Annotated in this window: 5 protein-coding genes; 2 read left to right on the forward strand and 3 right to left on the reverse strand. The window is 69.3% G+C overall.

All coding sequences use genetic code 11. The features are described 5' to 3' along the window. Positions 1–143 precede the first annotated feature (143 nt). The 3 genes from ACWGJB_RS27080 to thyX form a co-directional block, all read right to left on the reverse strand. A complete protein-coding gene (locus ACWGJB_RS27080; protein WP_453382690.1) occupies positions 144–1,829 on the reverse strand; it encodes a ribonuclease J in 1,686 nt (561 codons plus the stop codon). 156 nt (positions 1,830–1,985) lie between these two features. Beyond that, positions 1,986–2,885 (reverse strand): 4-hydroxy-tetrahydrodipicolinate synthase, encoded by a 900-nt coding sequence (gene dapA, locus ACWGJB_RS27085; RefSeq protein WP_453382691.1) that lies wholly within the window; start codon positions 2,883–2,885, stop codon positions 1,986–1,988. 259 nt (positions 2,886–3,144) lie between these two features. Then, on the reverse strand, positions 3,145–3,885 hold the full coding sequence (gene thyX / locus ACWGJB_RS27090) for an FAD-dependent thymidylate synthase (RefSeq protein WP_453382692.1): 741 nt from the start codon (positions 3,883–3,885) through the stop codon (positions 3,145–3,147). A gap of 222 nt (positions 3,886–4,107) precedes the next feature. Here thyX and ACWGJB_RS27095 point away from each other — a divergent pair, with 222 nt between their 5' ends. After that, entirely contained in the window at positions 4,108–4,371 is a 264-nt protein-coding gene (locus ACWGJB_RS27095; protein ID WP_453382693.1) for a hypothetical protein, read from the forward strand. A gap of 90 nt (positions 4,372–4,461) precedes the next feature. Continuing rightward, positions 4,462–5,016, forward strand: a complete 555-nt coding sequence (locus ACWGJB_RS27100; protein ID WP_453382694.1) for a hypothetical protein — start codon at positions 4,462–4,464, stop codon at positions 5,014–5,016. The last annotated feature ends 132 nt before the right edge of the window (positions 5,017–5,148 follow it).

The following is a 5,148-nucleotide window of genomic DNA, read 5'->3' on the forward strand; positions in this document are numbered from 1 at the left end:
AGCCCTCACCAACTCTCTGGGGGGGGGGGCGCGGGGGGGCGGCGCAGATAAACTCGGGGGGGGGGGGGGGCGCCCACACCCCCCCCCCCCCCCCCGCTCCATGTTCACGCGTACGAGGGGCCGTTGGTGGCCCCGTCCACGGGTCAGACCTCCACGACGACCGGGAGGATCATCGGCCTGCGGCGATACGTGTCCGAGACCCACTTGCCGAGGGTCCGGCGGATGAGTTGCTGCAGCTGGTGGGGCTCCACCACGCCGTCCTGGGCCGAGCGTTCCAGGATCTCCGAGATCTTCGGGACGACGGCCGCGAACGCCGAGTCGTCGATTCCGGAGCCGCGTGCCTGGATGTGCGGGCCGCCCGTGATCTTGCCGGTGGAGGAGTCGACCACGACGAAGACCGAGATGATGCCCTCGTCGCCGAGGATCTTGCGGTCCTTCAGGGCCGGCTCACCGACGTCGCCGACGGAGAGACCGTCGACGTACACATAACCGGCCTGGACCTTGCCGGAGATCTTGGCCTTGCCCTCGACCAGATCGACGACCACGCCGTCCTCGGCGATGACGATGCGGTCGTGCGGGATGCCCGTCAGGGCGCCGAGTTCGGCGTTGGCACGCAGATGGCGCCATTCGCCGTGGACCGGCATCAGGTTCTTCGGCCGGCAGATGTTGTAGAAGTACAGCAGTTCACCGGCGGAGGCATGGCCGGAAACATGCACCTTGGCGTTGCCCTTGTGGATGACGTCGGCGCCCCAGCGGGTCAGACCGTTGATGACGCGGTAGACCGCGTTCTCGTTTCCTGGGATCAGGGAGGACGCCAGGATGACCGTGTCGCCGTCGACGATGCGGATCTGGTGGTCGCGGTTGGCCATCCGGGACAGGGCGGCCATCGGTTCACCCTGGGAGCCCGTGCAGACCAGGACCACCTGGCTGTCCGGGAGGTCGTCGAGCGTCTTGACGTCGACGACGAGGCCCGGCGGGACCTTGAGGTAGCCGAGATCCCGAGCGATGCCCATGTTGCGGACCATGGAGCGGCCGACGAAGGCGACCCGGCGGCCGTACTCGTGGGCCGCGTCCAGGATCTGCTGGATGCGGTGGACATGGCTGGCGAAGCTCGCCACGATGATCCGCTTGCGCGCTCCGGCGAAGACCTGGCGCAGGACGTTCGAGATGTCGCGCTCGGGCGGGACGAAACCCGGCACCTCGGCGTTGGTCGAGTCGGCCAGAAGAAGGTCGATGCCTTCCTCGCTCAGCCGCGCGAACGCGTGCAGATCCGTCAGCCGGTGGTCCAGCGGGAGCTGGTCCATCTTGAAGTCGCCGGTGTGCACCGCCATGCCGGCCGGGGTGCGGATGGCCACGGCCAGGGCGTCCGGGATGGAGTGGTTGACGGCGACGAACTCGCAGTCGAAGGGGCCGATGCGCTCGCGCTGGCCCTCCGCCACTTCCAGGGTGTACGGGCGGATGCGGTGCTCCTGGAGCTTCGCCTCGATGAGGGCGAGGGTCAGCTTGGAGCCGATGAGCGGGATGTCCGGCTTCTCGCGAAGCAGGAAGGGGACGCCGCCGATGTGGTCTTCGTGGCCGTGGGTGAGGACGATGCCCTCGATGTCGTCGAGGCGGTCCCGGACGGACGTGAAGTCCGGCAGGATCAGGTCGATTCCGGGCTGCTCCTCCTCGGGGAAGAGCACTCCGCAGTCGACGATCAGCAGACGACCGCCGTACTCGAAGACGGTCATGTTTCGGCCGATCTCGCCGAGCCCGCCGAGCGGGGTGACGCGCAGGGCGCCCTCGGGGAGCTGGGGCGGCCGGCCGAGTTCAGGATGCGGATGACTCAAAAGACTCTCCTCACCACGCACGCCACGTACCGGTCGGGCACGTGGCGTGCGTGACGTTCGTGCATAAGCAGTTGTCGTTGTGGGATGCGGGCACCGGTGTCCCGCCGTATTCAGTTGTTAGGCCTTGCTACGCGGACATCCGCGCGAAGTCTGTTGTCAGAGCTGTACCCCGCCGGCAGCAAGATCGATCTTGAGCTGGGCGATCTCCTCGGCCGAACATTCGACCATGGGGGCGCGCAGCGGCCCGGCAGGCAGCCCTTGGAGGGTCAGGGCGGCCTTCGTCGTCATGACGCCCTGGGTGCGGAACATGCCGGTGTAGACCGGGAGCAGCTTCTGGTGGATCTCCGCGGCCTTCTGTACGTCACCGGAGGTGAAGGCGTCGACGAGGGCCCTGAGGTCCGGGGTGACCACATGGCCGACGACCGAGACGAAGCCGACGGCGCCCACGGAGAGCAGCGGCAGGTTGAGCATGTCGTCGCCGGAGTACCAGGCCAGGCCGGACTGGGCGATGGCCCAGCTCGCGCGGCCGAGGTCGCCCTTGGCGTCCTTGTTGGCGACGATCCTCGGGTGCTCGGCGAGGCGGACGAACGTCTCGGTACTGATCGGGACGCCGCTGCGGCCGGGGATGTCGTAGAGGATGACGGGCAGCCCGGTGGCGTCGGCGATGGTGGTGAAGTGCCGGTACAGGCCCTCCTGAGGGGGCTTGTTGTAGTACGGCGTGACGACCAGCAGGCCGTGCGCGCCGTCCCGCTCGGCCTGACGTGCCAGCTCGATGCTGTGGTGGGTGTCGTTGGTGCCGACGCCGGCCACGATGTGGGCGCGGTCGCCGACCGCCTCCAGTACGGCTCGTACCAGGTCCGATTTCTCCGCGTCGCTGGTGGTGGGCGACTCACCGGTGGTGCCGTTGATGATCAGGCCGTCGTTGCCTGCGTCCACCAGGTGGGTAGCGAGCCGCTGCGCGCCGTCGAGGTCGAGCGCGCCGTCCGCCGTGAAGGGCGTGACCATGGCGGTGAGGACCCGCCCGAAGGGGGTCTGCGGAGTGGAGGTCGGAGCCATGGGTTACACGCTACTCGGTGCTCACGGCGCGGTCTGCCCTTGGGGTGCGGGGAAAGTCCGGACAAATGCGGAGCCCGGCACTGCCTGCTCGGGGGTTCAAGCAGTGCCGGGTCCGTTTGATCAGGCTAGATGAACTTCGCTAAATGCCGCAATACGGACACCTCGCCAGGCTGATCCGTACATCTGTGCCGAGCACGACAAGACGCACGACAGATCGCACGCCGAGACGCACCGCAGGACGCACGGCAGAACGGCCCGGTTACGGCGCGACACGGCCGTTGGCGTTGAAGGCGGCGTGGGTGAGCGGCATGAGCCTGGCCCACTCCGCCTCCATCTTCTCGCCGACCATCTCGATCTCCCGCTGCGGGAAGGACGGCACCTTGGCCAGCTCGTGCTGGGTGCGCAGGCCGAGGAAGTGCATCAGCGAGCGGGCGTTGCAGGTGGCGTACATCGAGGAGAAGAGCCCGACGGGCAGCACCGCCCGGGCCACCTCACGCGCGACACCGGCGGCGAGCATCTCCTGGTAGGCCTCGTACGACTCACGGTAGGAGTCCTCCATCACCCGGCCGACGAGCTCCTGCTGGGCCTGGGTGCCCTCGACGAAGACGTACTTGCCGGGGCGGCCTTCCTGGACGAGCTTGCGGGACTCGCCGGGGACGTAGAAGACGGGCTGGAGCTCGCGGTAGCGGCCGCTCTCCTCGTTGTAGGACCACCCCACCCGGTGCCGCATGAACTCGCGGAAGACGAGGATCGGGGCGCTGATGAAGAACGTCATCGAGTTGTGCTCGAAGGGGCTGCCGTGCCGGTCCCGCATCAGGTAGTTGATCAGACCCTTGGAGCGCTCGGGGTCCTTCTTCAGCTCGTCCAGGGACTGCTCGCCGGCGGTGGAGACTCGGGCGGCCCACAGCACGTCGGAGTCGGCCGCGCTGTGCTTGACCAGCTCGACGGTGACATCGCTCCGGAAGCTGGGCTTGAGGTCGTCGGCGGGGGTGTCGGTCACGGCTCGGAGGGTCCTTCCATCACTTCTTTCGGGCGGCGCCCACTCTACGGCCCGGCACCGACATCAGGGCGTTCGGTACCGGGGCGCGACATCTTTGGCCAACTTCGGTGAAGTTCTGTGAATTCGGGGCAACCGGGCACCTATCGCTACGTTCGCTCGTCTGTATCGGTGAGGGCGATTCGTTCGATCCCTTCCCGCAGTTCCAGAGAGGAGACGCCCCCGATGTTCCTCCCCCAGCTACCGCTGGGACGTGCCGCCAGGCGCCAACCCGTACCGTTCGCCTTCATCGCCGAAGCCGACAGATTCCGCAGCAATGTCACTCCCCCGCCCCGTCAGCGGTCGTCCGTGAGTCAGATAGCCGGTCGGTGGCTGTTCGGGCTCACCATCGTCGCCGGGATGGTGGGCTCGCTGGTCCTGGGCATGCCGGCGCTGTCCACGCCGTCCGACAGCGGGACCCAGCAGTCGCAGGCCTCCCAGGGGCACTGACTCTTCCGGCCCCCCACGAGTGGTGAGCGGGAACACGGCCGGATAGCCTCACCGGGCACAGCCCATGCATGGATTGAGTGAGGACCAGTCGTGCCCCTGCCCTTCCTGATGGCCGACCGCACCGATGACGCGGCACTCGACAGCCCCCTGCCCTACGACGACCGGGACCGCTGGCGGCGCCCGTACCGGCCCGGGCCGTGGCGGGTGGGCGGAGCCGCCCTGTGGCTGCTGCTCGCCTCGTTCGTGCTGTTCGCGGCGGTCGCGCTGGCCCTGACCGGCTCGCTCTCCTCCGCCGGCGCGGTCCTCGGCATCGCGCTGCTGATCATCGCCGCCGCCCTGCGGATACTGCGCATGGGCGTGTGGGTGAGCGCACGCGGAGTGCGCCAGATCGGTCTGCTGCAGACCCGGACCGTGCCCTGGAAGCGGGTCGTCTCGGTGCGCACGGCGCAGCAGCCGGTCCGCTGGCTGGGGCTGCCGCGCACGGTGCAGGGTCAGGCCCTGACGCTCGTACGCAAGGACCGCTCCGCGGCCGACACGGAGCCGTTGCTGACCACGCACGGGATGGACTTCCTGGGCCGGGCGTCGGCCTTCGACCGTGCGGCGGACGCGGTGGAGGCGTGGGCGGCGGAGTACGGGCGCGGCTGAGCGGCGTCCGATGGCATACGGCAGGGGGGGGGGGGGGGGGGGCGGGGGGGCGCGGGGGGGGGGGGGGGGGGGGGGGGGGGGCGGGGGGCGCGCCGCGCGCGCGCGCGCGGGGGGGCGGGGGCGCGCGCACGG

Source organism: Streptomyces sp. NPDC054813 (genome assembly GCF_053611365.1).

Bases quoted from the DNA above. Each gene is read 5' to 3' on its own strand.
- dapA (WP_453382691.1), bottom strand. From the start codon at position 2,885: ATGGCTCCGACCTCCACTCCGCAGACCCCCTTCGGGCGGGTCCTCACC.
- ACWGJB_RS27095 (WP_453382693.1), top strand. From the start codon at position 4,108: ATGTTCCTCCCCCAGCTACCGCTGGGACGTGCCGCCAGGCGCCAACCC.